The organism is Aquimarina callyspongiae (assembly GCF_034322225.1).
Taxonomy (GTDB): Bacteria; Bacteroidota; Bacteroidia; order Flavobacteriales; family Flavobacteriaceae; genus Aquimarina.
Genome location: NZ_JAXLPA010000002.1, coordinates 661,814 through 686,996, shown reverse-complemented (window position 1 = coordinate 686,996; position 25,183 = coordinate 661,814). Strand labels below are relative to the sequence as shown.

Annotated in this window: 22 protein-coding genes; 8 read left to right on the top strand and 14 right to left on the bottom strand. The window is 31.4% G+C overall.

The window, feature by feature from the left end:
* Positions 1-12: 12 nt before the first annotated feature.
* Positions 13-891 (bottom strand): winged helix-turn-helix domain-containing protein, encoded by an 879-nt coding sequence (locus U0D62_RS10075; protein WP_322287150.1) that lies wholly within the window; start codon positions 889-891, stop codon positions 13-15.
* A gap of 126 nt (positions 892-1,017) precedes the next feature.
* Here U0D62_RS10075 and U0D62_RS10070 point away from each other — a divergent pair, with 126 nt between their 5' ends.
* Entirely contained in the window at positions 1,018-1,587 is a 570-nt protein-coding gene (locus U0D62_RS10070; protein WP_322287149.1) for a YceI family protein, read from the top strand.
* A 99-nt stretch (positions 1,588-1,686) separates the two neighbouring features.
* On the opposite strand, the gene U0D62_RS10065 is transcribed toward U0D62_RS10070, so the two are convergent.
* Positions 1,687-2,220, bottom strand: coding sequence for a Crp/Fnr family transcriptional regulator (locus U0D62_RS10065; protein ID WP_322287148.1), 534 nt, complete (start codon positions 2,218-2,220; stop codon positions 1,687-1,689).
* A gap of 176 nt (positions 2,221-2,396) precedes the next feature.
* Between U0D62_RS10065 and U0D62_RS10060 the strand changes: the two genes are divergently transcribed.
* The 3 genes from U0D62_RS10060 (at position 2,397) to U0D62_RS10050 (ending at position 5,774) form a co-directional block, all read left to right on the top strand.
* A complete protein-coding gene (locus U0D62_RS10060; RefSeq protein ID WP_322287147.1) occupies positions 2,397-3,845 on the top strand; it encodes an ankyrin repeat domain-containing protein in 1,449 nt (482 codons plus the stop codon).
* A gap of 67 nt (positions 3,846-3,912) precedes the next feature.
* Positions 3,913-5,001, top strand: coding sequence for a sensor histidine kinase (locus U0D62_RS10055; RefSeq protein ID WP_322287146.1), 1,089 nt, complete (start codon positions 3,913-3,915; stop codon positions 4,999-5,001).
* Positions 4,998-5,774, top strand: coding sequence for a LytR/AlgR family response regulator transcription factor (locus tag U0D62_RS10050; protein WP_322287145.1), 777 nt, complete (start codon positions 4,998-5,000; stop codon positions 5,772-5,774). The genes U0D62_RS10055 and U0D62_RS10050 overlap by 4 nt, the downstream gene beginning before the upstream one ends.
* Positions 5,775-5,804: 30 nt before the next feature.
* Here U0D62_RS10050 and U0D62_RS10045 read toward each other — a convergent pair whose 3' ends face one another.
* The 3 genes from U0D62_RS10045 to U0D62_RS10035 all read right to left on the bottom strand — a co-directional run bounded on the left by U0D62_RS10045 (position 5,805) and on the right by U0D62_RS10035 (position 10,783).
* On the bottom strand, positions 5,805-6,998 hold the full coding sequence (locus U0D62_RS10045) for a PepSY-associated TM helix domain-containing protein (protein ID WP_322287144.1): 1,194 nt from the start codon (positions 6,996-6,998) through the stop codon (positions 5,805-5,807).
* Positions 6,999-7,077: 79 nt separating this feature from the next.
* The gene (locus U0D62_RS10040) at positions 7,078-8,376 is read right to left on the bottom strand and encodes a DUF4374 domain-containing protein (protein ID WP_322287143.1); all 1,299 of its coding nucleotides are present in this window, start codon (positions 8,374-8,376) and stop codon (positions 7,078-7,080) included.
* A 31-nt stretch (positions 8,377-8,407) separates the two neighbouring features.
* Positions 8,408-10,783 carry a TonB-dependent receptor gene (locus U0D62_RS10035; RefSeq protein ID WP_322287142.1) on the bottom strand — a complete coding sequence of 792 codons (2,376 nt, stop codon included), beginning with the start codon at positions 10,781-10,783 and terminating at the stop codon, positions 8,408-8,410.
* Between the two features lie 116 nt (positions 10,784-10,899).
* Here U0D62_RS10035 and U0D62_RS10030 point away from each other — a divergent pair, with 116 nt between their 5' ends.
* On the top strand, positions 10,900-11,916 hold the full coding sequence (locus U0D62_RS10030; protein WP_322287141.1) for a helix-turn-helix transcriptional regulator: 1,017 nt from the start codon (positions 10,900-10,902) through the stop codon (positions 11,914-11,916).
* Between the two features lies 1 nt (position 11,917).
* Here U0D62_RS10030 and U0D62_RS10025 read toward each other — a convergent pair whose 3' ends face one another.
* Complete coding sequence (locus U0D62_RS10025; RefSeq protein WP_322287140.1) at positions 11,918-12,274, bottom strand: DUF6686 family protein; 357 nt, start codon at positions 12,272-12,274, stop codon at positions 11,918-11,920.
* Positions 12,275-12,485: 211 nt separating this feature from the next.
* Between U0D62_RS10025 and U0D62_RS10020 the strand changes: the two genes are divergently transcribed.
* Complete coding sequence (locus U0D62_RS10020) at positions 12,486-13,541, top strand: NAD(P)/FAD-dependent oxidoreductase (RefSeq protein WP_322287139.1); 1,056 nt, start codon at positions 12,486-12,488, stop codon at positions 13,539-13,541.
* A gap of 91 nt (positions 13,542-13,632) precedes the next feature.
* Here the strand turns inward: U0D62_RS10020 and U0D62_RS10015 are convergent, their stop codons facing one another.
* A complete protein-coding gene (locus tag U0D62_RS10015) occupies positions 13,633-14,022 on the bottom strand; it encodes a hypothetical protein (RefSeq protein ID WP_322287138.1) in 390 nt (129 codons plus the stop codon).
* Between the two features lie 74 nt (positions 14,023-14,096).
* Here U0D62_RS10015 and U0D62_RS10010 point away from each other — a divergent pair, with 74 nt between their 5' ends.
* On the top strand, positions 14,097-14,648 hold the full coding sequence (locus tag U0D62_RS10010; RefSeq protein WP_322287137.1) for a flavodoxin: 552 nt from the start codon (positions 14,097-14,099) through the stop codon (positions 14,646-14,648).
* 51 nt (positions 14,649-14,699) lie between these two features.
* Complete coding sequence (locus U0D62_RS10005) at positions 14,700-15,374, top strand: class I SAM-dependent methyltransferase (protein ID WP_322287136.1); 675 nt, start codon at positions 14,700-14,702, stop codon at positions 15,372-15,374.
* 141 nt (positions 15,375-15,515) lie between these two features.
* Here the strand turns inward: U0D62_RS10005 and U0D62_RS10000 are convergent, their stop codons facing one another.
* Genes U0D62_RS10000 through U0D62_RS09970 form a run of 7 tightly spaced genes read right to left on the bottom strand, consistent with a single transcriptional unit; the run spans position 15,516 to position 25,165 of the window.
* Positions 15,516-16,343 carry a crotonase/enoyl-CoA hydratase family protein gene (locus tag U0D62_RS10000; RefSeq protein ID WP_322287135.1) on the bottom strand — a complete coding sequence of 276 codons (828 nt, stop codon included), beginning with the start codon at positions 16,341-16,343 and terminating at the stop codon, positions 15,516-15,518.
* Between the two features lie 5 nt (positions 16,344-16,348).
* Positions 16,349-17,464 (bottom strand): heparan-alpha-glucosaminide N-acetyltransferase domain-containing protein, encoded by a 1,116-nt coding sequence (locus U0D62_RS09995; protein ID WP_322287134.1) that lies wholly within the window; start codon positions 17,462-17,464, stop codon positions 16,349-16,351.
* A gap of 18 nt (positions 17,465-17,482) precedes the next feature.
* Entirely contained in the window at positions 17,483-18,400 is a 918-nt protein-coding gene (locus tag U0D62_RS09990) for a sterol desaturase family protein (protein ID WP_322287133.1), read from the bottom strand.
* Positions 18,401-18,430: 30 nt separating this feature from the next.
* A complete protein-coding gene (locus U0D62_RS09985) occupies positions 18,431-19,063 on the bottom strand; it encodes a nitroreductase family protein (RefSeq protein ID WP_322287132.1) in 633 nt (210 codons plus the stop codon).
* 5 nt (positions 19,064-19,068) lie between these two features.
* Positions 19,069-21,516, bottom strand: a complete 2,448-nt coding sequence (locus U0D62_RS09980; protein ID WP_322287131.1) for a GNAT family N-acetyltransferase — start codon at positions 21,514-21,516, stop codon at positions 19,069-19,071.
* Positions 21,517-21,531: 15 nt separating this feature from the next.
* Positions 21,532-23,973 carry a GNAT family N-acetyltransferase gene (locus U0D62_RS09975; RefSeq protein ID WP_322287130.1) on the bottom strand — a complete coding sequence of 814 codons (2,442 nt, stop codon included), beginning with the start codon at positions 23,971-23,973 and terminating at the stop codon, positions 21,532-21,534.
* 10 nt (positions 23,974-23,983) lie between these two features.
* The gene (locus U0D62_RS09970; RefSeq protein ID WP_322287129.1) at positions 23,984-25,165 is read right to left on the bottom strand and encodes an MFS transporter; all 1,182 of its coding nucleotides are present in this window, start codon (positions 25,163-25,165) and stop codon (positions 23,984-23,986) included.
* Between the last annotated feature and the right edge of the window lie 18 nt (positions 25,166-25,183).

The window sequence follows — 25,183 nt, the reverse complement described above, 5'->3', positions numbered from 1 at the left end:
CCTTTAAACCTTCTAGTAACGATATATCTCCAACTTATAACCTACACCATGTACATTAGTTATTTTTACTGAAGTATCATCTTTTAATTTTTTTCGTAATTTAGAAATATAGGTATCCAGGCTCCTTCCTACAAATACACCATTATCTTCCCAAACTTTTTTGGTTAGCTCATCACGTTTAATAATTTGATTAGGATTAGCTACAAAAATGGCTAATAACTCACATTCTTTTTTTGAAAGATTAATTTCAATAGCTTCTTTCACTAATTTATTTTGCTCTGGATAAAAAAGAAAACTACCTATAGATGTATGAATAGCATTGTCTTTTTCTGATCTTATCTCGGTTGATTTTCTACTAAATATTAAGTAATCTAATAAGAATATTACCCCTATAATACATATAAGATATAACGGAATCTGTTTATTATAAATCGGAGTAGTTTTTTTAATAAATCGTACCTGTACCGTATAACATTTATTTAATAATTCTCTTCCCAAACAAGGAATGATCGTATTTTCTAATCCAAAATTCATTTCATAGCTATAGGCGACCTCTTCGTCTATACACTGAATTGCTTCTACACGATAATGATTAGGGAGATTCGCCTTTTCAAAGCTTTTTTGTACTATAGAAACCAAGTTGTCTGGCATCATTGAAAGTGGTTCTTGAAATGAAAGTTCATATTTTGAGTTATTCAGCATTACCACAGGTAATACCAAAGAAGTAGTGTCGTTATTTACAAGTAATAATTGATGACCAACATCACGTAAAGAAATTTTCACTTTTTCAGAAAACTCCTCTTGTTGGTCACTTGAAGAATTCAGAAAGATCCAAATAAAAAAGAGGAGTATTATTAAAACACTATAGAAGTAAATCCTTTTCTTGCTCATAATTGTGTAAATAACATACAATTTCATGAATTTTTACAATGGTTGACACTTCTTTTACACTTTTTTGACATTTCCCTTCTTAGGTCAATTTAGTTTTATCATCAAAATAAACTATTGTAAATCATTATGAAAAAAACAATTCTTACTATTCTCCTTATAGCGGGAGTATCAATTACTAATTATGCACAAGATATTGCAAAATTAGACACTCAAAAAAGTGTTTTGTATTGGATGGGGTCAAACTTTCTTGGTTTTGGTAACCACCACGGAACAGTTAAATTTAAAGAAGGAAATCTTATTTTAACTAATAGTAAAATTACGGGTGGTAGTTTTATTATTGACATGAATACTATAGCTAATGTAGATGGTGGTTATAATAAAGGATTAGTTGATCATCTTAAGAATGGAGACTTTTTTGATGTCTTCTTTTATCCAACAGCAAAACTTGATATTACGAATGTTGTTTATAAAGATAAGACACACATAAAAGTAAAAGCAAATCTTACCATAAAAACCACAACCAAACCTATTGAGTTTGATGCAGAGCTGGATTATGATAAAAAAGAAATGGCTACAAGTTTTAGTATTAATCGAACCCTTTGGAATATTGTATATGCATCCAAGTTTGTAACCGATATGAAAGATAAGATGATCTCAGAAAATATTGGGTTTAAGGTTCAATTAAGTTTTGAATAACCTATGCCTTATGTACTATCTCTTTATAATATTAAATAGTAAAGAGATAGTATTATAAATTGATTCATCATACTCCTTTACTGATGATATATTTATTAGTTATTTATGTTTGGCGATAAACTGCTTTCTGGCTCTGCTCAATTGTGTAGGTGTTATGCCTAAATAATTAGCTATATAATAATGCGGAATTCTATTTATTAAATTTGGATATTCTTTTAAAAAGAGTTCATACTTTTCTAAAGAACTTAAATTGAGTAATGATACCAACCGGGATTGCAATTGGTTATTTAACTTCTGAAATTCATGAGTAATAATCTCAGTAATTTTTTGGTCTTTGTTTACCCAGGACATTACATCAGAATAATTGGCTGTAGATATTTCACACTCACTTAATGCTTCTATGGTAAATGCAATGTTTACATTAGGCAAATAACTCCCAACAATCATATCATCTTCTTGATAAAAGTGAGTGGTAATTTCGTTTCCATCATTATCATATACAAAACCGCGCATCACACCTTTTATTATCTTTCCGATTTTAGTACAAGGTTTACCTATTTTTAAAAAACAATCTCCAGTATTATACACTAAAGTTTCGTGTAAAGATTCATCTAAGGTTGATTTTTGTGACATGTTTTTAGAATAAAGAAACAATTAGAACGAATAAGATAGAAATATTTGATTATACTTTTTGAATTAGAACTATTTAAGTCCATTTCAAGCTTCATTTTGTCCATCTAACCTTTTTATTTATAGACCATATCTACTATTAGAATACATTAGACAAAACTTAAATTTAAATAGTATTCATGAGATATAAAATTATAGTAATTGTCTTTTTAATTTCCTCAGTTTTAAATTCACAAACGATACATAGATCAATATGTCAAGGAGATATCAATAAATTAGAATCATTTTTACAAACCGGCAATGTTAATACAGTAAATGCCAAAGGGTCGTCGCTTCTTTTAATAGCAATATATTGCAGACAAAATGATGCTTTTGATTTACTCATAAAAAAAGAAATTGACGTAAATATTAGTAATCAGTATGGAGAAACTCCTATACAATATGCTGCAAGATATGGAGATGTAAAGAAAGTCAAAGCACTTTTGAATAAAGGTGCTAACGTAAATGTTATAGATACTGATAAAAGAACACCGATCTTAGAGGCTGTTCAATCTAATAACAAAGAAATATTTGATTTACTGATCTCTTCTGGTGCAGATATAAACGTTGGGATTTCTCCTCTTCATAAAGCGGTTTTAAATGACAACTTAGATTTTGTAAAAAAATTAATTGATGACAAAACAGATCCAGATGTTTTAAATAAAAAGGGAAACACACCATTAGAAATAGCAATTCGACAACGCTCGGTTGAAATTGCAGAAGCTCTTATTTCTAAAGGAGCTAATTTAAAAAAGGTAAAAAAATATGAGTTTAAAGGAAAGTACGTTGGTCAAAAAGTACCTGGTTTGATTTCTGAAATTTTTGCTAATAACTTTATCTCTACAGAAATTTTTGTTCATAGCCCAGCCTATTCTCCTGACGGGAAAGAAATATATTATACTGCTGAATCAAAAAAATATCATGGAGGAACCATAATGGTTTCAAAAATCAAAAACGGAAAATGGACGACTCCAAAACCTTCAACTATCCCAGGAAACTATAGAGAAATAGATCCATTTATTACTTCTGATGGTTCTACTATCTATTATTGTTCTAACAGGCCGGTTAAAAGTCGGGATTCTATACAAGATAATGCTGATTTATGGATGGTTAAAAGAGAAGGAAATACTTGGGGGAACCCAATACATTTGGGTGAAAATGTTAATACCGAATATGATGATTGGTTCCCATCCATTTCTAAAAAGGGCACTCTTTTCTTTTCTACTGGACCAGGTCGTTCTAGTAACATTGTTTATTCTGAGTACAAAAATGGTAGTTATCAAAAAGCGATAGCCTTTGGAGAAGCTATTAATACAGAATACAGAGATTACGATCCTTTCATTGCTCCGGATGAGAGTTTTATAATATTTTCATCAAACAGACCAGATGGTTTTGGATCCGTTGATTTATATATCAGTTTTAAAAAAGAAGATGGATCGTGGGCAAAAGCCAAAAACATGGGAGAGAGTGTTAATTCTTCTACTGGAGAATTTGCTCCTAAGCTATCTCACGACGGAAAGTATTTTTATTTTAATCGAGGTGGTGATATCTTTTGGGTAGATGCTAAAATCATATCAAATTTAAAGTAAAGAAAATATAATTCTAAAACCATGATATATTTTTCTATAACTTTATTTAATAAACTAACATGGGTAGATGCTTAAGAATATAGGATATGTATGGGTTATTATAATAATTAGTTTATTAATTACATTATTAGCTAATTTGAGGATGATCACACAAATTTATGACCTCTTAAATCAGCAGGAAATAATAAATAATACGCCAGAAAGCGAGTTGACAAAAGAAACAGAACGCCTCATATTTCTATTTAGGGTAGGTTTGAAAAATTTGATTTCTGAGTTTATTATGTTAATTTTCATAATCTTTTTCAACTATTCCTGGAAGGATTATATCATTCCTGAAAAATTACCTGTAACTAAACGAACTACCCTATTAATTATAAGTAATATCTTATTACTATTTGTTCTTGTATATGCTGATTTCAATTTAGAGAAATATCTAAGTCCAGCCAGTAAAATTAGTTTATCAAATAAAAGTTATTATATAAAAAAATATTTCATTAACCATTTACCGGTACTAATACTAGCTTTTATCACACCATATATTCTTTTAAAAATCAAAAAAATACAACTCACAGAACAACATCTTATTAAAATTAAGGAAGAAAAATCTAAGGCAGAACTCTCTGCCTTAAAAGAACAAATTAGCCCTCATTTTTTCTTTAATACTTTAAGTACTTTAAGCACAGTTATAAGAAATGAAACTAAAAAAGAAAGCTTAGATTTCATTCAGGATATGTCTAATACGTATCATTATACACTTACATCTTCAAAAGCTAACCTGGTAGTATTAAAAGAAGAACTAAGTTTTATTGATTCTTATATTTCACTGTTAGAAAAGCGTTTTGAAAAGAAACTCTTTTTTAACATCTCTATTTCTAAAGAAGTAGTCAATAGCAAAATCCCTCCAATGTCCATACAGTTGCTTGTAGAAAATGCTGTTCAACATAATATAATGACTGTTAAAAAACCTTTAGAAGTTAAGATCTATAATACAATGAATTATATATGTATTGAAAACAATTTACAGGAAAAAGAAATAACAGAAAGCTTTGGTATTGGATTGAAAAACCTGAACAATCGATATAAGCTTATCACTAATAATGAGATTACTATAGAGAAAGAGAATAATTGGTTCAGAGTAAAACTACCAATACTATGAAAGTATTAATTGTTGAAGATGAAACGACTGTTGCGCAAAACTTATGCGATCTATTGCATGAGATTAATCCTGCTATTAACATATTAATAGTTCTTGATAATATTAAAGAAAGTATACACTGGATTAACAATAACGAATCGCCTAATTTAGCCTTTTTTGATATAAAAATTGCAGATGGAAATTCATTTGAAATCTTTGAAAAAACAAAGGTAAATTTTCCTATTATCTTTACAACTGCATATAATGAATACGCTTTAAAAGCTTTTAAATACAACGGTATTGATTATTTGTTAAAACCTATAAATAAAAATGCATTACAAAAAGCTATCAATAAATATAAATCTTTATATGTGAGCGATGAAGTTATAATTAATAACAATACCAAACTGTTAGAGGTTATCAAAGAGCTAAAGCAAAAAAACAAAGCTATCTACAAAAAAACGTTTTTAGTTAACTACAAAAAACAACTAATCCCTATTGCTACTCAAGACATTGCATATTTTAATTTACAGAATGAAAATGTCTATTGTATTACCGATTCTGGTTTAACCTATCGTATCGATCAAACATTAGAAAAAATTGAAAAACAACTGGATCCTATAGCTTTTTTTAGAGCAAACAGACAAAATATTGTTTCAAAAAAATCTATTAAATCAATAATTAAGGATGAAAACCGTAAACTTAAATTAATAGTTAATCCAGAATCTCAATCAGTCATAATAGTGAGTAAGCTAAAAGCAACTAAACTAAAAAAATGGCTTGATAAAAGTTAAAATAATTATTTAATCACCTTTAGTAATTATCTAATACTGATTTACTAAAACCTTTTTTTGTGGTAGTATAGCCTTCTTCTTATTTTTCTTCTTTTTATAGGTTCTTCCGTACCATAGCAGAATACCACTTACAGGTAGTGAAGCGCATACAAAACTTGCAAGAAATGCTATGATTTTTCCAATAATTCCGCCGATGGCTCCTACATGAATATCATAATTCATTCTAATCACCTTATCCGCAAAATCAGCATTTTTATATTTACCGTAGATACTCGACGTCTCTATTTCTTTAAGAGAATATTGATCAAAAAATAGATAATCCATGTTATAGTATACTCCTTGAGAATTACTCACTTCAACTAGTACAGAAGTCGAATCGTTTTCTGGGTAATGTAATTCAAAGTTTTCGGCTTCTTTATATGTTTCATACAACAAAGGAATGAGTTGATCATAAGCCGGATTTGGATCATCTTCTATGGTTGCAGTGACTATACTTTGGGGTACTATAAATTGAGGAGCTTTATCACCTCCTGCCACTTTAAATGCAATAAAGTAAAACCAATTAAATGCCATGACACAACCGGTAAAAGTTAATATAAGGGCAAAAGCTGATATATAAAATCCGACAACGGTATGTAGATCAAAGTTTTTTCGTTTCCATCGGGTTTTACTATTCCAATCAAACTTTAGGCGTTGTTTCCAGTTTTTATTGTTTCTGGGCCACCACAAAATCAATCCGCTAATCAACAAAATCAAAAAAAGTAAGATTGAATACGATACTATTCTGGACCCAATTGCATCAGGTAACCAAAGACGTAAGTGTCCTTTTAACACAAACCCAAAAAACCCAGCATTGTTATCAATTCGAGTAATAAAGCCCCCAGTATAAGGGTTTAAAAATACACTCTGATAAAATATTTCTGGTTCTGCTTCATAAAACACAACCTCAATTGCTTCATTAGGTTTACCATAGATAACCCCATGAATACTCCTATTTGGGATTACTTGTTCTGCAAACGTTTTTATTTTAGAGGGAGGTAGAAAACTCTGTTCTTGAGGAACCACATATTTATGATCATCATAAAAACTTTCTATTTCATCTTTAAACACCCAAAGACATCCAGTAATTGAAACCACAAAAACCACTAGTCCAGTGGTTAACCCTAATATCTTGTGAAGTTCTAAAATAGTTTTACGGGTATTCTTCTTTTTCTTTTTGATCATCAATCTCTTCTTATTTTAAAAAATAAGAACACTTCCAGGATTTAGCCTCTTCTGGAAGTGTTCTTTTCAAGACATATAATTAATTAGAAATTTTGAAAATTCCTTTCAATCCTAATCCCAACACTTTTGCTCCTTTTGTAGCAGTAGCAGTTTCTGGATCTACGACATAAATATGTGTTTCTGCATCAGTAGAACAACTAATGTAAGCTTTACCATCTTCTACAAACATTGGTGAGGTATATCTATGTCCGTGAACAGGAACACCATTGATATCTGTTACTGTTTTGCTTTCAAGATCAATAACAACAAGTTTGAAAACATCTTTTTTGAAGAATGCTCCCCATTCTCCTGCTCCGTTAGTATCATCAATAATAATTCTGGCAATCGCTTTTCCATTTCCTATATAATCCATCCAAAATAGTTTTCCTCCATTAGTAGCTTCTTCAATATTAAAGAAATAGTCAGGGTCAAACTCTGTAGCGCCATTCTTAATTCTTAGAATTCCAGAAGGTTTAACTGCCGCTGTAAAACCTGCACTTAATGCAGAAGGAGAGAATGAATAAATATCTCCATTTTCAGTTTGCTCAATACCAGTACTATGACCATTGACTCCAATTGGGCTGGTACGATCATCTTCGATTATTTTTTCTAATTCAAATTCAGGGTATTTCAATATTGCGATATTTGCTTTATCTGCTCCTATATTAGTAAAAGTACCGTCAGGTAATAACTTGTGGTAGGATATGAAAAGTTTTCCATCTCTAAGTATCATACCTGTCACCCAAGGAATGTATGGAGGGTTAAATGCTGTACCGTCTCCAATACTACTATCAATAGGATGTGTCTCTACTTTCTCTAACAATCCTGTTTCTGCATTTACAATATAAAAACTACGATCTGGAATCGAAGTAGCATCAGGATCAGTTACAGCAGCGCTTAATTCTACGGCAACAAGAGTTTTATCATCTATTGCAGAATAATTATCCAAAGTAGATTGAAATGCAAAATTTGCTTGTTCTTTTAATTCTCCATTCTCATCTAATTGATACGCTATACATTTATCATCATCAGAATATCCTGCAGTAAACACAGTGTTTTTAACACTATGAAAAAACCTCCATCCTCTTAAAGGTGTTCCTTGTCCTTGCACAGAAATTTCACCAGAAGTTAGTGACTCAAGAGATGGCAATTCTAAGATATAATCCACAGAAGCAGCTTGTCCTACCGGAAATGCTTCGAATCCTACTACGTACTTAGAAGTCGAAGTTGGAGTCGGATCAACTACATTTCCACCATCATCATCATTACCACAAGAGAATATGATCAAGGAGACGACTATTAGTAACATCAGGTTTTTTATTGATTGTATTGTTTTCATTTTTGATATGATTTTAAATTATTAATTTTTATTAGTTTGATATATAGTATCTAAGTTTTAGGTAAAAAGCTCTTCCTGGTTGTTGAATTTCAAAATTGTCATATATCTTGGCATCTGTAATGTTTCTTGCCAGTAGAGATAGGTTGTATCTTCCATCACCAAAAGAATATCCTAGTTGTAGATTATGAGAAATTTGCTCAGGTATAATATCCCTATCTTCTGGATTTCCTTCTACAAAAGATGTTAAGGGATAGTCATGAACATAATATGTGTTCCAAGAGATGGTAAGTTGATCTCCTTTGGAAAGTGTGTTTTTAAATTTTGAACCGATTCTGGCATTTCCAAATAAGTAAGGAATATTTGCAATACGCTGGTTTTTTAAAAAATCAACACCACTATTTTCACCAGCATTGCGATCAATGATATTTTGATAGGTAGCATTAATATCAAGGAATAGGATATCGTTATATTTTGTTCTAATTTCACCTTCTAGACCCGTACTTCTTGCATCTGCAGTATTATAATATCTTGAAAAAATACCTTCGGATCTAATGGCAATAAAATTTTCTGACTCTCTTAAGAAGACATTAGTATCTAACTGAATATTGAAATTCTGAAATTTTGTACTGAAAAGCGCACCTATATTAGCATTGTAACTTTCTTCTGGAAGTAATTCTGGGTTGGATTTCAATAAAAAACCATTCCCAAAAAGTTCATAACCCTCAGGAATTCTAAAAGTTCTTTCAAAAGAGCCTTTAATTTGAAAATTATCTAAGATTTTGTAAGTAGATGCAAAGCCATATCCTAGTTCTTCAAATGTGTTTTCAAAACGTGTAAACCGATCTTCTTCTACATTGGTAAAAACATCTTCTATAATCCCTTCAGAATTTAATAAATACCCTTTAGAAAAAATCGAGGTTTGTAATTTGGAATCTAATAAACCAAAATCATAAGAGATTCCTATCAAGTTTTTATTAACGATATGAGGATCCTGAAAAGCGATCCTACCAGTTCTGGCTGGATCTTCTCCCCTTCTCTTAATATAGTTTTTGGTATAGTTTACCAAAACACTATGATTATCATTAATTGTGTAGGTCGCTAAAGCATTAATTACATGCAAATTATCTTTAAACTCGAATAGTGTTTTGCTGGATTCAAACTCTCCTAATGTCTGATCATCACGAACAATGAAATTACCAAACCAATCATACTTGCGTGCAGAAGTATCTATTACTTTTTCCTTATTCTGAGCAATAGAAGCATAAACCTTTAGCTTTAATTTATCCCTTAACAAATTCTTTTTCTCAAAATCAATAGATCCCGAAATAATATCATTCTCACTAACAACTTCTCCAAAAGGATTTTGAGGATCTATAGGATGCTGGATCTCATCTTCATTGGCAGAGATTCTAAAACCAAGCATCAAACGATCAGCAAATGTTTTATCTACTAGCCCTGTTTTAATACTAAACATTTGAGAATTATAAGCATCATGAAATCGCTCTACATCATCTCGACGAATCCCCGTATCATTTCCCAGTTCATCTCTTACTTCAATATCATCTATAGTATAGTTGTTATCAGAATAGTTATAATAAGAAGATAATTGTACTGCAAAACCATTTTTATTATAATGTTGCCCATTTATAGTAGCACGATGCGTATTAAAAGAACCAACATCATAAGAGACATCCAAAAAGTCGTTTTTGCGTTGATTGGTTATAATGTTAACAGCTCCTCCTAAGGCATCAGAACCCAAATAAATAGGAACTACCCCTTTATAAATTTCAGCTCGCTCTACTAAGGTTGCAGGAAAATTATTAAGAGATAAAGAGCTTCCGTAATTTTCTAAAGGAATTCCGTCGATAAAAAACTTTACTTGTTTTCCAGAAAGACCATTTAAAGAGAAATCAAAGGCAGATCCCAATCCTCCTCGTTGTCGTACATTAACTCCTGGAATAGTTGTTAAAACCGAATTGATATCAACGCTTAGGTTTTTAAGATCCTTAGTCTGAACTACTTCTACTTCAAACGCTTTTTCTCGGGTTTTCTGAGCATCAGATTTACCTTTGATGATGATATCTTTTAACTTTTCAATATCCTCTTCTAACACAATGGTTATCTGGGGATTTTTTGAACTTTTTACTGCGACCGAAGTTTGAACAGTTTTATAGCCTACAAAACTAGTAACTAAAGTATATTTACCTTCTTGTAATTGTATACTAAACTCTCCATTAAAATCACTTATAGTTCCTTTGTTTTCTGCACCTATTACTTGTATAGAAGCATCTGGAATGAGGCTTGAATTTTGATCTATAACAACTCCTTTTATAAGCTGTTGCCCATTACATAAAATGGTAGCAAAAAGCAGAAAAAAGAGACTACATTTTTTTCTTAAAATAATCACTGACGAAATAATTTTTTTTGAAATATTTAGTTAGACATTTATAATATTATTTATATTTGGTCTAAATAAATTTAATGCAAAATTAGTGTCTAGGGAAAGAGAAAAAATGACGCATTATGGATAAAAAAAGACGCAAAAAAACGTCTCTTGTAATACAAACAGAAAATACAGAAGAACAATGTACCTTATATACAATTTCAGAACTAGTTACAAAACAAGAACAATGTGGGATTCTTTCTAAAAAATTTAGATTTTTTGAAGAGTTTGGTATTGGTTCTTTCCAATTTCATCGCTTCGAAGGTTTATATATAAGTATTTTTGACGTTATTCTTGAACAAGATCTTCATGTAGCTGGTCACCTATCCAAAAACTTTCTTGAGCTTTCTTTTTTAATAGAAGGAGAGCAAATAATTAAAATTGAAGGAATATCAGAAGATTTGGTATGTGAAAGTCAAGAATGCTATCTTGTATATTTATCCGATATTCAAGGGTCCATATCCTATCATAAACGCAAACGTCTTAAAGAAATTAAAATCCGTATGAGTAAGGATTTTATAAAAAGACATCAACTTAATAACGAATATGATATCTTTAATCGTTATTCTATATTTAATTTACAGAAAGACTTTTTACATCCATTATGTGTAAAAACTCAGGATATACTTACTGAGATATTATCGGATAAACGCAAAGGTTTATTAAAACGTTTATTTCTTGAGTCTAAGACATTAGAATTGATAACACTACAATTAGATGATCAATCCACTCATAAACCAATAATGGGTGGTTCTGCAGATAACTTTATAAAAAAATTATACCAGGCTCAACATCTAATTTCTTCGGATCTCTCTGTACAATATTCTATCCAACAATTATCAAGACAACTTGGCTTAAATGATTTTATGCTAAAAAAAGAGTTTAAAAGAGTATTCGGAAAAACAATTTTTGAATATGCAACCGATTTACGGATGAATAAAGCCAAGCAATTGCTGCACCATAGTAATAAGCCTATTTATGAAATATCAGAACTAGTTGGCTATAAGAATTCAACACATTTTACGGCTGCTTTTAAGAAAATTGAAGGTATAACACCCAAAAAATATAGAAACAATAATGAAAAAAACATCACTTAATTTAATTAGAAATGAAGTCATAATCAATATCCTCTGAATTTACATAGTTGATATTTTTTAGGTTAGAAATACCAAAAAGAAGGTTTTTAATCTCATCCAATTCTTTTTGATTAAGTACCAAAGAAAGATTTTTTTGTAAAGTAGGAATGGGGATTTTACGTTTAATAAGTTTACTTTGATAACGATACTCCCAATATGGTACATTAATGTTTTTAAGAAATAACATGAAGTTTTTAAGTTCTGATCTACTAAATTCAAGGTGAAAATGACCAAAAATCAAATGATATAATTTACAAGAATCACAATGAAGAATGCTTCCGTTTTTAGTTTGATTTAAAAGTTTTATTTGATGACACATATAAAATTTAAGATTCTTTTATTATTAAAATGGAGTTTAATACTTGTCAAGATAAATACTATAACTGATTACTATTCTAAATAAGTCAATAGCACTTAGTTATTTTACTTGAACACTAAAGTAATAATTTATTTAGATTAAATAAAAATAATAATTTACTTTTGTTTAATATTATTTTATCCAAAGTAATTGATACATATATTTATAGATTATGATAAAAACCGATATCCTAATTATTGGAGCTGGTCCTACGGGATTATTTACTGTTTTTGAAGCAGGCTTATTAAAATTACGCACACATCTCATAGATTTTCTTCCACAGCCGGGTGGTCAATGTTCTGAGATTTATCCAAAAAAACCTATCTATGATATTCCTGGTTTTCCTGAGATTCTTGCTGGCGATTTAGTAAAAAACCTTATGGAACAAATTAAACCTTTTAATCCCGGTTTCACCTTAGGAGAACGAGCAGAAACTATTGAAAAGTTAGAAGATAACACTTTTTTGGTAACAACAGATAAAGGAACTCAACATAATGCTCCTGTTATCGCCATAGCTGGTGGTTTGGGGTGTTTTGAACCTCGTAAGCCACCCATTCCAAACATTGCTAATTTTGAAGAAAAAGGAGTCGCATATATAATTCGTGATCCAGAAATATATAGAGATAAAAACGTTGTCGTTGCTGGAGGTGGTGATTCTGCTCTGGATTGGACTATTTTTCTGGCGGATGTAGCTAGTCAAGTAACTCTGGTACATCGTAGAAACGAATTTAGAGGTGCTTTGGATTCTGTAGAAAAAGTTGCTGAACTTACAAAAGAAGGTAAAGTAAACCTTATTACAGAAGCAGAAGTTAAAGAATTAGATGGTAGCGACACTCTTAAAAGTATTACTGTTCAACACAAAACCAAAGGAAATATAAAAATTAAAACTGATTACTTTATCCCGTTATTTGGTTTATCACCTAAATTAGGGCCTATTGCCAATTGGGGGTTAGAAATTGAAAAAAATGCTATTAAAGTTGATAATTCTTATGATTACCAGACAAATATAGAAGGTATTTATGCAATCGGAGATGTTAACACATACAAAGGAAAGCTAAAACTTATCCTTTCTGGGTTTCACGAAGCTGCAATTATGTGTCAAAGTGCTTATCAACGTATATTTCCGGATAAGAAATATGTAATGAAATATACTACCGTTGGCGGTGTTGAAGGATTTGATGGTACTAAAAAAGAAGCCAAAAAAGAAGTCGTAAAAAGTATATTGTAAATCATAACTTTTATTAAAGATATTTACTCCTAATACAAATTAACCACTACCCTACCCTTAGTACATTTGATTCAACCCGTTTTTATTTACTCTAAAACGGGTTGTTTGGACCAATGTCATTAACGGATAATAAATTAGAATAATCATTATGAAATAAAACGCCCAATACAAACTCTTCAAGAGCCTTTAATTTATCTGGAGTAAAATTAAGTTTTAGTTCAACATCCGGGGTTTTACACTTAATTGTTTTTGATGACTTCTCACAATCACAATTTTCACAATTACAGCCTTTTTGAACGGATTGAATAACGGTTAGTAATGTTTTTATTTCTTGATTATCCATAAGAATTGCAATATCTCCTATACACAATTGAACTTTTGGATTTATTTGGCCATCTACATCTTCAAGGGTAAAAGCTGTTCCTATACTATTACTATATAGTGGATTTAATATATACATAAAGAGGATTTCATTGGTCAAATTTACTACATTATTCTTATTTAGAATAATTAAAAATAATGTATTTTTACATAAAAATACTTTTACATATTGTTATGAAAAAAATTGCACTTTTTTACGGATCAGATACGGGATGTACTGACGATATTACCAAAGATGTTGTTTCTATTTGGGGTTCAGAAGAATTAGATGTTTGTGAAATATCAGATGTTACAATAGAAAAATTTGATGATTATGAAATATTTCTGTTTGGTTTATCAACCTGGTATGATGGAGATTTGCAAAGTGATTGGGAGGCATTCTTTGATGACTTTAAAGAAATTGATTTTACTAATAAAGTAGTGGCCATATATGGATTAGGAGATCAAATCGGATACGGAGAATACTTTGTAGATGGTATCGGTATTTTGGCAAAAGTTATTCTCGAAAATGGAGGAACCATCATTGGTCATTGGCCATATAAAGGATATAGATTCACAGATTCTGTAGCAATGATTGCCGATAAGGAAGGATATTTTTATGGACTCGCAATCGACCACGATAATGAATCTCAACTAACTGACGAGCGATTAGAAAAGTGGATCATCCAGGTAAAATCAGAGCTAAAACCCTATTATACTATGGTTAAAGAAGCAAAACTCACTTAGCCCCAAATACTACAATTCAAGAACTTATAAGATGATTTTAAAGTAAAAAATATGGAAAAAAGTATAGCTATTTTTGAAGGAGAACGCGCCAGTAATTATGATAATTTTATACAACGTTGGATTCCTAACTATGATTACGTTATCAGAATATTGCCTAATTTACTGAATGTTACAAACCCAAAAAGTATTTTGGTTGTAGGTTGTGGTACTGGCAATGAAATGCTTGCTTTAGCCAATTCAAAAAATGATTGGTCAATTACTGGAATTGATCCTTCTCCAGAAATGATTTCTATTGCTAAAAAGAAATTACTTTCGTTAAGTAATATTCAATTGATTGAAGCTCGAATTGAACAATTACCAAAAACTGAAGCTTATAATGCAGCTACTTTATTATTAGTATTACATTTTATACCGGATGATGGTAGTAAGCTACAACTTCTTAAGGATATTGCTCTACGTATAGAAATAAACGCCTCACTAGTTATAATTGATATTTTTGGGAGTAAAGAAGATATAATAAAGAATTCACATTTATTAACTTCTGTACTTCCAGATTCTATTCCTAAAGATGAAATGGAACAACGGTTAGATAGGATTGCCAATCAATTATATCATATCACAGAAGAACGACTATCACAATTATTAATACAAGCGGGGTTTGAAGCTACTAATCGTTTTTATCAAATGTCTATCTATGGTGGATGGATTACAAAAAGAATAAAGTAGTACTATTTTCAGTACTACTTTATTCTTTAGTATATAACTTCATTCAATAATTAATTTTATTTTAACAAAAGGAAATAAGGCTAAAGCTATCAGAAAATCTTAAAATTGACATTCCTTATAAAAAAATAACACAAATAATTACTACGGTGTAACTTTAACCTTCCTGTATTGCGCCTTAGCCAGGATTTCCATTTTACGAAGATCAAAGGATTTGATTTTCATACAAGCATCAACCCATAGATCAGTAATCTCTAATAGTTCGTTCTTTAACAAAGGGTTAATCATTTTTTTGCATTGTATGTGATGATACTCAAAATTAAATTGTTCTATAGTTTTATAAACAAATTGGTGTAACATCAACATAGCTCTATCTTTTTCACTCACCTTTTCTACCAAACCTAATGATTCTAAATACCTCGCTTTTTGCGTTTTACCACTTCTGATTAACATATCTGCATCAGCTTGGTTTGTTTTTCTAGATAATAAGCTATGCGCTCCCATTCCAGGAAACAGATTGAATTTATTTTCTGGTAAACCAAATTGTGCACTTTCTTCTGCAATGATAAAATCATGTGCTAACGCACATTCAAAACCACCTCCATAAGCATTACCTTCAACCAAGGCTATGGTAATAACAGGTAGTCCAAAAGAGCCATAGATACTATAAATTGCATCAATGCATAAATGAGCATATGTTCTTAATCTATTAATATCCTTTGATTTGATACAATCTAAGAAAAATGGCAAATCTCCACCCATATTATAGATTCCTTTATGTTCAGATCCTGAAACAATGAACTTTAAAGGCCTGTCTGGATGTGAAAAATATTCTTTTATCCAATCACAAAAATCTCTAAATTCCTGAAGCCCTCTTAAACAAAAATTAGGCATTCCTGTATCTTTTATTTTCCAGAGTAAAAGCTCTTCTTTTCTGAAATATTCTACTGAAGCACAATCAAATTGTCTCATGAGTATTATGTTTTTTGTACGGCTATTTGTTTTTTAGGGACATCAGTAATACCTTTTTTAGATTTTTGCGAAAAGAGCAGTTTGTCTAACAAGAATTTTTGAACTCCTAATGTGAGTAGAATGTAAAAAGGAATTAGTAGCAGCACTCCTGTTATTCCAAATTGTTGATATCCCAAAGCGCCCATACCCCAACAAATCAATACCCATTGGATTACATATATAGTAGTTACTCTTTTACTGCAGTAATACAAGAATGTAAAAACTCGGTTTTCTTTTACTCTGGTTACCAATATATTTGCAAACCATAAAATTACCAGATTGAATCCTGCCAGGTATAGAGTACCACCAGGTCCAAGATGAAAATAATCTCCGAAATGATATTCAAAATTATAATAACACAGTCCGCCTCCTATTAGCATTAAAAGGATTCCGGCGATACCCATTCTGCTAAACAGGTAGTTATTACTTTTATTTCTCTCTTTATACCACATCCCAAAGAACATTCCGATAAGGATAAAAGAGAACCAGGGAAATACAGCGAAATAAACATTCCACTCGGCTCCCCATAAAAGATCCAACACATAATCAATGCCAGGAACTCCAATTTGAAGACCGTGTACCTCCCTGGTTACTACAGCTATACTTAAAGCAAGTACTAGGGGTACATATTTATTTTTTGAAAATCGGTTAATAATCCCCATAAACAAAAGAGACATACCCGCTAATTGAAGAATATCACCTGTACTGAGCAAGTAGATCATATTGTCTATAGTAGCAGGAGATGTCCAACCATAAGCTTGAATAAAATTATCTGGAACAGTACCGATCAATATGGGAAAAACGAATTTTAAAAAATTCATCAAATACCCCATTGCGAGTATATAAAATGCTCTTTTAATAGAAAGAAAAACGCTTTGATTTCTAGATAATATAAAGGATACTCCCATGGCTATTAAAAACATTGGGGTTCCTTTTCCTATAAAGTGAATTACCTCTCCTAACCAGGTATCGGATTGTGTAGATATATCTCCATAGATCCAAAGCGTATGTACTATGACCACCATCAGTACACTCACTCCTCTTGCTAAATCTATTGCTAAAATTCGTTTAGTATCTTTCATTTTTACTTTTAATCTTTTTTATTTTGTTATCCTTTTATCTATTAACCAGGCCTCTGCCCTGTAATCATCGGCTTTTTTACCTCCATCGATATGATTCCAACCAGGAGGCATGATTAAATATTTAAGTTTATCAGACCATTTTGGCGCGGATTTCATATCACTCCAGAGTTCTTTCCAAAGCACAATTTGTGTTTGATATAAATTTTCTCCATTAATACTATCTCCCATCAATCCAAATTCAGGTTTTTCATTTTCCAGTTCTACCTGCATGGTGCCAAAAATCCGATCCCAGAAAGAAAATGTTTCTCCATAATTGGTGTCCAGGTATTTAAAATTCTTAGCGTGATGTACGCGATGTAGAGAAGGTGTTATAAAAATCTTTTCGAGCCACACCTGCCTTCCAATAAGTTTTTCACTTGTATGCTCATACAATCCATATAAATTGGCGATGAGTTCTATAATCAAAATCATAAACGGATCAAATCCCAAAAACGGAAGCCAGAGTATAGTATGTGGCATATGTATAAAAATCAGAAATGACCCTCTAACTGCCACTGTTGTTTTCATTTCTTTTGCAGTATGGTGTACTCCATGGATACACCAAAAGAAACGAACTTTATGACCAATAAAATGCATTAAATAAAACATGAAATCATATAGTACATATGCTAAAATCCAGATATACCATTCATACCCCAATGTGAATACCCTGTATTCGTATACCCACATCATTGTTCCTAAAATCACAATTTTACCAAAAAGCACATAGGGTATGGCTTCTATAGCGTAAGAAATAAGATTAACGAACCCTTCTTTGTTACTTTCTATCTTCTTTGTGAAAAGAAGAATCACCCATTCTATAACTATAAGTGATATTACTAGTATTCCTGAAATACTCTGAAACTTATCTAACAATTCTAAAATTGCCTCATTCATTTTTATTTTGGTTTTAAGATATTGTTGGTTTTACTTTTTTATATTCCAGAATAATTTTTTCTCTAAGGGTTTTCGTTTTCTATTTTGATCTTTATCCTTGATATCAGGAATCCCCATATAAAAAATCCCTAAACTTTTTTCGTTGTCTTTTAATGTTAAGTTCTCTGTACAATATTGTATCGTTGCCTCTCCTGTATCCCAATAGCATCCAATCTCCATAGCTGTACAACTGAGCCACATATTTTGTACAGCGCAGGAGATTGCTGCAATTTCTTCCCATTCGGGTATTTGAGCACGTTTATTACGTTGAAATACGATAGCCACCAATGTTGCATTTTTAGGATACTCTAATGTTTCAGAATACCTTGACTCAGGAAACCGTTCTTTACTTAATTTCTGTTTATAAAAATTCAACATATAAGTTCCTAAATCTTGCCTGTGATTACCTTCCAAGATCTCAAATCTCCATGGTTGTGTCATTTTATGAGTCGGTGCCCATAATGCATTGGTTATAATTTCTTCAATGGTTGTTTTTGGAATTTTTTTCTTTATGAAAGAATAAGCATAAGTGCTTTTTCTATTTCTAATACATTGACTAATTGGATGTAAATCCAATTCATTCTCATTGATTAAGTTTTCTGTATTTAATTCTTGAAGACTCATATTATCTATAGATTATGTACCTCTTCACGTTTTATATACTCTGTTTCTTTTTTAAATCCAGCAATTGGGTTTTTTAAGGTTCCTTCTATAATTAAGCTTTCAATTGGATCCCCCAGATTTAGCATTTGCGTAGTATTTCTTAATTGCAAACGATTTAAGCAACATCGATCAAATTCTGGTACAAAGAGATTATATCTGTCAAATTTTGATTGTAGTTCTGGATATTGTGCTTGATAGAAATAGATGCATTCTGCTACAAGTTGCCAAAATTGATTTTCAGAGAATTTTAACTCCTTTTCCAAAATGGGAGCCATAAACCTGAAAAAGCAATCAAATACATCTGTAAACAAGGACAAAATTTTCATAGTATCAGAAGTCTCTGTATAAAGCCTCTGTACCTTTTCTGGTAAATCTAATTCTGAACTAAAAACTATGACTTCTTCTGTTATATCTTTCATAAGAACCTTTACCGGTGCATGATTATCCATAACCATGATAATGTTCTCGCCATGTGGCATAAAAACAAGTTCATATTTATAAAAGCAATGTAATAGCGGACTTAGGTAAGCATTCAAATATCTACGCATCCAAATAACAGTACTATAAGGCGATTGTTTAATTAGTTCTGCTAAAAGAGAGTTTCCTTCTTTATCCACGTGTAAAAATGCTGCCATTGTCATCAACTGCTGATGTTCTTTAATTTTACTATGTGGGTTTTCTCTCCACAAAGCTGACAACATTTTGTTATGTGGATTGGTTTTACCTAATACTTCATAATATGTATTTTGAAAACCTACTGTAGCTACTTCTCCTAGCATTGTAAACTCTATTTCTTTTAGATATTCATCCTTGTCCAATAATTGAGTAATCCAGGATGTAATATGAGGTGTACTTTTCATATAGTTAGGAGAAAGTCCTCTCATAAAGCCCATATTTAAAATAGAAAGTGCTGTTTTTGTATACATTTTTTCAGGATGAGAAGCATTATACAAAGTCCGAATAGATTGTTGTGCAGAATAGAAATCTTCACTTTCTCCTAGAAAAACAAGGTTTTGATTGGCGATATCAGCTGCAAATACTTGAAGAATTTTATTTTTCCATTGCCAGGGATGTACAGGAATAAAAATGTATGATCCTATATCCAATCCCAGGGATTCTAACTTAGTATTAAAATTTGCTATAGCTTGAACTCCAAGTTCCTTACGCATTAAGGATTTATATTGGTGTTTTTTAACTGCTGTATAAGTGGTTTTACTCTTATGTCCTGCTAGCCAAAACAATTTAAAAGGTTGATTAGTTTCTGGTGCATATTTTATATAATCCTCGCTATCAAAACCGATTCTACCATTATTAGCTACAAAACAAGGATGTCCTTCAGACATAGCATGTTCAATAATCTGAAATGAACAATTAACCAACTCTTTAGAAGAGAATTCCTGGTGAAGGTTTTTATAAGCAGCTCCAGCTAATGTACTCGATATTTCTTCTAAATATACAGAGAGTAGATGCTCCGGTATTCCTAGCGTAAGTCTAAATTCTACTATGAATTTTAGAGCATCTATCTGATTAACACCACCATTTTGTTTTTTGATTATAGTTTTCTCATCGATATCCCAATGATCTAATGATCTTTTCTGAGCCATAAATTCATATCTGATTTCAGGGATATCAGAAACCAAGGCATACAGAGTTCCTTCTTCATTTTCATTAATTTTTTGCGGTTGTAAAACCAATTCATGTGAAAACTCGCTTATTGCTTTTCGCACTAAAGCTATATTTACTTTTTTCCAAGTTTCTGGATGAAGATGAGTTATGGTAGACTTGGATTGGTAATTTATTTTTGTATTGGTCATAAGTGATGTTGTTGTCTGTAACAATCTTTTAGCTTTGACATAATCTTTATGCTCGCAGAAAGCCAGTGCTGCTTTTTTCTCTGGTAAATCAATTTCTTTTAGATATTGAAATCCTGCTTTTTTATTAAGGATATGTATCTTCTCGTTCCTGATATCAGGTTCAACCACTACCCTATTAATATTAGGTTGGCAGAAAAAATATTCAAGAATTGTACTAAATACATTCCAGGTAAAGCTTTTAATTTTTAGTTTAGGAGGTGCCACCAGAATATGCATTCCGTAGTCTTTATCTTTTACCTGATAATATTCAGAAATACGATCTTCTGAAGCTTTATACTTTTCCATTAGAAACATAGGCTCGTTCTCATACACTCCGATAAATACCTCATAATAGGGTAAAGATGTAAGCTCTTCATATTCTGAATGCACCTCTTCTATAGTTTTATCATTCATCCCCCAGTAAGAAGCATAAGGCTTGGAGACCCAATTATGAAGCAATGGGGTATCTGTATTCAGATCAAGAGGTCGTAAATGAATTGTTCCAAAATCTTCGATAGTTCTTGAGAAAACAATAGATGATATTTCGATAGTTTTATTCATCGTTGTATTTGTGTTTCAGGAAACCGTTTGAATACTTTTTTTTCTATAAGCGGCGATTGGATTTTCTAATTTTCCAGCAAACTGCAGTAATGCTACAGGATCATCCAGGTCAATCATTTGTTTATGATTATTAAGTTGAAGCCTGTTTAAGCAAGACAAATGAAAATCAGAAGCGAAAAGATCATATTGTTTGAATTTTGCCTCTTTTTCGGGATATCGATCTTGATATTCTTGTATGGTAGAAGCTACTACTTCCCAAAATCTGGATTCCGGAAAATCGGCATGAGCATACAGAATATGAGACATATATCTAAAGAATCCATCAAAAATATCTGTAAACACTGATAACAGCTTAACATCCTCTGGAACTGGAGCATACATTCTTTTTAAATGATCTGGAAGCTCTACATCTGGGCTTAAAATACAAGCTTCTTCAGTAATATCTTTTAAAAATGCTTTTACAGGAATATGATCTTCCAGAACCATAATTATATTTTCGCCATGTGGCATAAATACCAGATCATAATGATAAAAGCAATGTAATAGTGGACACAGATAAGCTTTCAGATAGAGATGCAACCAATCTTCTATTATTAATCCAGATTTATCAATAATTTTAGGTAACAATGCTTCACCATGGTGATCTATATGAAGAAATGCTGCCATCGTCATAGCTTGTTCCTTTTCCTTCATATTAGGTATCGGGCTTTCTCTCCATAGTGAAGCTAACATTTTATTATAGTCATTGTGAGGTCCGAACTCCTCAAAATATGGATTAACATAACTTACTGAGGCTATTTCGCTCAACATTCTAAATCCAGTTTCTTGTATGTATGAATCATTGTATAATAGTTCTTCCAACCATACTGCCATCTTTGGAGCAGTTCCTAAATAATAAAGAGGTAATCCTCTCATAAACCCCATATTAAGTATGGATAAAGCTGTTTTGGTATAAAATTTATCTGGATTAGTTATATTAAAAAGTGTACGTATCGATTGTTGTGCTAAATATTGATCTGGTCCATATCCCAAACATATAAGATTTCCTGTAGCAATTTCTGGTGAGAATATATTAGCCAACTTATTAAACCATTGCCATGGGTGCATTGGTATAAAAAAGTAACCTTCGGGATCATACCCTCTATTTTTTATAGTTGTATTAAAAGAATTTATGGTTTCTCTATCCAGTTCTTGTTCTATTAAGATATCATACGGTAATTTGGTAGTAGCTGCGTATACAGCTTTACTCTTATGTCCAGCCAGCCATAATAGAGAAAAAGAGTTTCCCGCTTCTGGCGCATAAGATCTGTAATCACTGCTATCAAAACCAATACGGCCGTTATTAGCAACAAAACCAGGATGTCCTTCGGTCATAGATTGCTCTATTGTTTGAAAATCTGCATCTACCAATTCTTGCGCTGTTGGATTTCCTTTTAAAAATTTAAAAGCACTACCATATAGCGTACTAACAATTTCTTCAAGATATACAGGCATCTGACTATCTTTTATCCCTAGCTGCTTTTTAAATTCTTTTATAAATAATACAGCATCCAGAACCACAGATTCGCTGTTTATGTACTTTTTAATTGAGTCTGAATCAATCCATAAATGATTTAATGCTAATGGTTTTGCATTAAACTGATATTGTATATTAGGATTATCAGTTTTTAAAGTATACATATTCCAGCCATCTTTTAAGTTCTCTAAAACGTATGGTTTTATCAATAGCTCGTGACTAAACTCGCATATAGCTTTTGTTACTAATAAGGTATTTACTTTTACCCATACTTCAGGTTGTAAATGAGCTATTGATTGTTGGGGCGAAACGGCATTATCTAATGTATTCATAGCACTTCTTTTATTGAATTGTGGGATTGATTTAAATTGGTCATATCGCTCTCGGGTTAAAAAGGCTAACTGAGCGGTTTTATGAGGAAACTCTATCACTTTATCTAACTGAAAACCAATTCGATTACATAGAGCAAACATTTTTTTGTTGCGAATATCAGGTTCTACTAAAATTCTATTAGTATCAGTATCCTGAAATACAAATTCCATGATCGTTGTAAAAAGATACCACGTAAAGTTGGGAATCCTGATACCAGGTGGTGCTACAATTATATGAACACCAACATCTCCTTTTTGAGAATTATATAAAGCTTCAATCGGATCTTGTTTTGGGTCATATCGTTCTAATACAAAGACTGGTTTATTCTGATATGTACCAACAAAAATATCATAATGATCAGGTGTTATCAGTTTTGCATATTCTTGCTGTACTTGTGGTAATGTGTATCCTTGCATTCCCCAAAACACAGCATAATCCATATTTACCCATTGATGTAGTATATCACTATCTTCAGATAATCTAAATTGACGTATACTGATGGTTCCAAAATCTTTAAAAAGTTTTTCAAAGAGGTATTTGTTTTGTATGTTTTGTGTTTTGTGTTCCATTCAGAAAATCTTACGTTTTTGCTAATTTTTTAGAAGTGGTTTTTATATCCATTTTAAAAACGAAATAATAGATTGTTAAGGTAATTGCGAAACCAGAAAAAGCAATTATAAACGGAATTTGTAGGCCATGATTTTCTACCAGTAATCCTACAGAAAAAGAAGATATTAATACTCCCAAATTCTGAAAGAAATGAACCTTGCTATAATCTATAGCGTATGATTCTGGAGTACTTAACTCGAATAGCAATACATCAAATTTTACAACTCCTTGAAAAATAGCCCAACCATAAATGATCCTTCCAGCAATAACAATTGGCTCTATGGGAACACCTTGTAATAATAACCCTATAGCTCCAAAAAGCAATACCGATACAATGCCTTGAAATGTATTTTCATTTCTTTTTCTTTTAGTGTTCAACCATAAAGCTATTAAAGCTACAAACCCTGGAATAGCATATATTGTTCCTGAAATAAGTTTAGAATCATATACTGAAATACTTTCCCAATACCTTGCAAAAAAGGGCCTTATTAAGAAATCACTGAAGTATAAGATCATAGTTATTAATCCTATTTTGACAATAAACCTATTGGGAATTATCTTTTTACTTGCTCCTTTTGTTTCTTCAGTATTTATAGTTCTAGAGGTATCATATTTTTTGTTCTTAAGTAAAAACATACTCATTCCCATTTGGATAAAATCTCCTAAAGCCATAATTAAAAAAATATAACTGGCATCTATTAAATCTACCGTCAACCCTCCTATCACAGCCCCTAAAACACCTCCTAAATGAACTACAACAGAGAGTACTCCTATTGTACTGGGATGTTCTTTTTTTGTAATGATTTTTAAGATATATGGATAAACCAAAAGATAACTTCCTTTAAATAGAACCATCATTAATGATATGATCCAAAAATTGATGTAGGAAGTTGTCCAATAGCAGTATAATGCTAAGATTCCTGCTATGAATTGTGTATATACTAATATGTTAAGTTCTGCTACTTTTTTAGAAACATAGGCCCAAAAGGGAAATGCAATCATTACCATAAAACAAATGGCAGCAAAATAATATCCCACCCATTCTGGATCTGTGACTCCAAATCTGGCTTCAAAAAATTGAGGATAGAATGGATGTAAGAGATAATCACTTACTACAGCTACCAATGTCATGATGATCAGAAAATTTTTCATAATCGTTTTTTAGCTTCT

Excerpts from the sequence above, each read along its gene's own strand:
- U0D62_RS10000 (WP_322287135.1), bottom strand. The coding sequence starts at position 16,343 with ATGAGACAATTTGATTGTGCTTCAGTAGAATATTTCAGAAAAGAAGAG.
- U0D62_RS10010 (WP_322287137.1), top strand. The coding sequence starts at position 14,097 with ATGAAAAAAATTGCACTTTTTTACGGATCAGATACGGGATGTACTGAC.
- U0D62_RS09995 (WP_322287134.1), bottom strand. The coding sequence starts at position 17,464 with ATGAAAGATACTAAACGAATTTTAGCAATAGATTTAGCAAGAGGAGTG.
- U0D62_RS09970 (WP_322287129.1), bottom strand. The coding sequence starts at position 25,165 with ATGAAAAATTTTCTGATCATCATGACATTGGTAGCTGTAGTAAGTGAT.
- U0D62_RS10065 (WP_322287148.1), bottom strand. The coding sequence starts at position 2,220 with ATGTCACAAAAATCAACCTTAGATGAATCTTTACACGAAACTTTAGTG.
- U0D62_RS09975 (WP_322287130.1), bottom strand. The coding sequence starts at position 23,973 with ATGGAACACAAAACACAAAACATACAAAACAAATACCTCTTTGAAAAA.
- U0D62_RS10020 (WP_322287139.1), top strand. The coding sequence starts at position 12,486 with ATGATAAAAACCGATATCCTAATTATTGGAGCTGGTCCTACGGGATTA.
- U0D62_RS09980 (WP_322287131.1), bottom strand. The coding sequence starts at position 21,516 with ATGAATAAAACTATCGAAATATCATCTATTGTTTTCTCAAGAACTATC.
- U0D62_RS09985 (WP_322287132.1), bottom strand. The coding sequence starts at position 19,063 with ATGAGTCTTCAAGAATTAAATACAGAAAACTTAATCAATGAGAATGAA.
- U0D62_RS10050 (WP_322287145.1), top strand. The coding sequence starts at position 4,998 with ATGAAAGTATTAATTGTTGAAGATGAAACGACTGTTGCGCAAAACTTA.
- U0D62_RS10040 (WP_322287143.1), bottom strand. The coding sequence starts at position 8,376 with ATGAAAACAATACAATCAATAAAAAACCTGATGTTACTAATAGTCGTC.
- U0D62_RS10045 (WP_322287144.1), bottom strand. The coding sequence starts at position 6,998 with ATGATCAAAAAGAAAAAGAAGAATACCCGTAAAACTATTTTAGAACTT.
- U0D62_RS10055 (WP_322287146.1), top strand. The coding sequence starts at position 3,913 with ATGCTTAAGAATATAGGATATGTATGGGTTATTATAATAATTAGTTTA.
- U0D62_RS10060 (WP_322287147.1), top strand. The coding sequence starts at position 2,397 with ATGAGATATAAAATTATAGTAATTGTCTTTTTAATTTCCTCAGTTTTA.
- U0D62_RS09990 (WP_322287133.1), bottom strand. The coding sequence starts at position 18,400 with ATGAATGAGGCAATTTTAGAATTGTTAGATAAGTTTCAGAGTATTTCA.
- U0D62_RS10070 (WP_322287149.1), top strand. The coding sequence starts at position 1,018 with ATGAAAAAAACAATTCTTACTATTCTCCTTATAGCGGGAGTATCAATT.
- U0D62_RS10005 (WP_322287136.1), top strand. The coding sequence starts at position 14,700 with ATGGAAAAAAGTATAGCTATTTTTGAAGGAGAACGCGCCAGTAATTAT.
- U0D62_RS10025 (WP_322287140.1), bottom strand. The coding sequence starts at position 12,274 with ATGTGTCATCAAATAAAACTTTTAAATCAAACTAAAAACGGAAGCATT.
- U0D62_RS10030 (WP_322287141.1), top strand. The coding sequence starts at position 10,900 with ATGGATAAAAAAAGACGCAAAAAAACGTCTCTTGTAATACAAACAGAA.
- U0D62_RS10075 (WP_322287150.1), bottom strand. The coding sequence starts at position 891 with ATGAGCAAGAAAAGGATTTACTTCTATAGTGTTTTAATAATACTCCTC.